The sequence below is a fragment of the Synechococcus sp. R70.1 genome (assembly GCF_047461675.1).
Taxonomy (GTDB): Bacteria; Cyanobacteriota; Cyanobacteriia; order Thermostichales; family Thermostichaceae; genus Thermostichus.
In genome coordinates, this window is the sequence record NZ_JANSHR010000079.1 from 1 (window position 1) to 725 (window position 725).

The window sequence follows — 725 nt, forward strand, 5'->3', positions numbered from 1 at the left end:
CACCTACCTGCGCGACCGGCTGCTTTTGTGCCGGGAACTCCTCAGCGAGAGCGGCAGCATCTTTGTGCAAATCTCAGATGAGAACGTGCACCATGTGCGGGAGTTGATGGATGAGGTGTTTGGTGGTGAGAACTTCGTTTCATTGATTGCTTTTCGTACACACAGTCCTTTAGGAGTGAAGCTTCTACCCAATCCATACGACTATTTGATCTGGTATTCAAAAAAGAAGGCCAATCTAAAGTATCGACCGTTGTATGTATACAAGGATAGCGGCGAAGGGAGTCAGTTTACGTACATAGAAATAGGCAACGGGAGCAGGCGCGCGATGACTCGTGAAGAACGTCTGCACCCCGACGAGAAGCTGCCTCATGGCGCAAAGGTGTTCAGACTCGTGAACTTGCCCTCGTCGGGATACACTGAAAGCTGCACATTCGACTTTCATTTTGAAGGAAAAATTTACAAGCCATCGCGGGGAAGAAGCTGGAAAACAACGTTAGATGGAATGAGCCAACTAGCGAAAGCAAATCGCATCTTTGCTACAGGTTCCTACCTCAATTTCGTCTACTACCTTGATGATTTCCCGCTGAGTAGTCTCTCGGCAACTTGGAGTGATGTTTACACTGAGCTTGACAAACGATATGTAGTTCAAACGAGTGAAAGAGTCATTGAGCGCTGCCTCCTGATGACCACCGACCCGGGCGACCTGGTCTTCGACCCCACTTGCG

General features: G+C 49.2%; 1 protein-coding gene. It reads left to right on the forward strand.

Going from position 1 to position 725, the window contains the following annotated elements; all coding sequences use genetic code 11:
- A partial coding sequence (locus tag NW807_RS09420) for a DNA methyltransferase (RefSeq protein ID WP_414425936.1) occupies positions 1 to 725 on the forward strand: 725 nt, incomplete at both ends.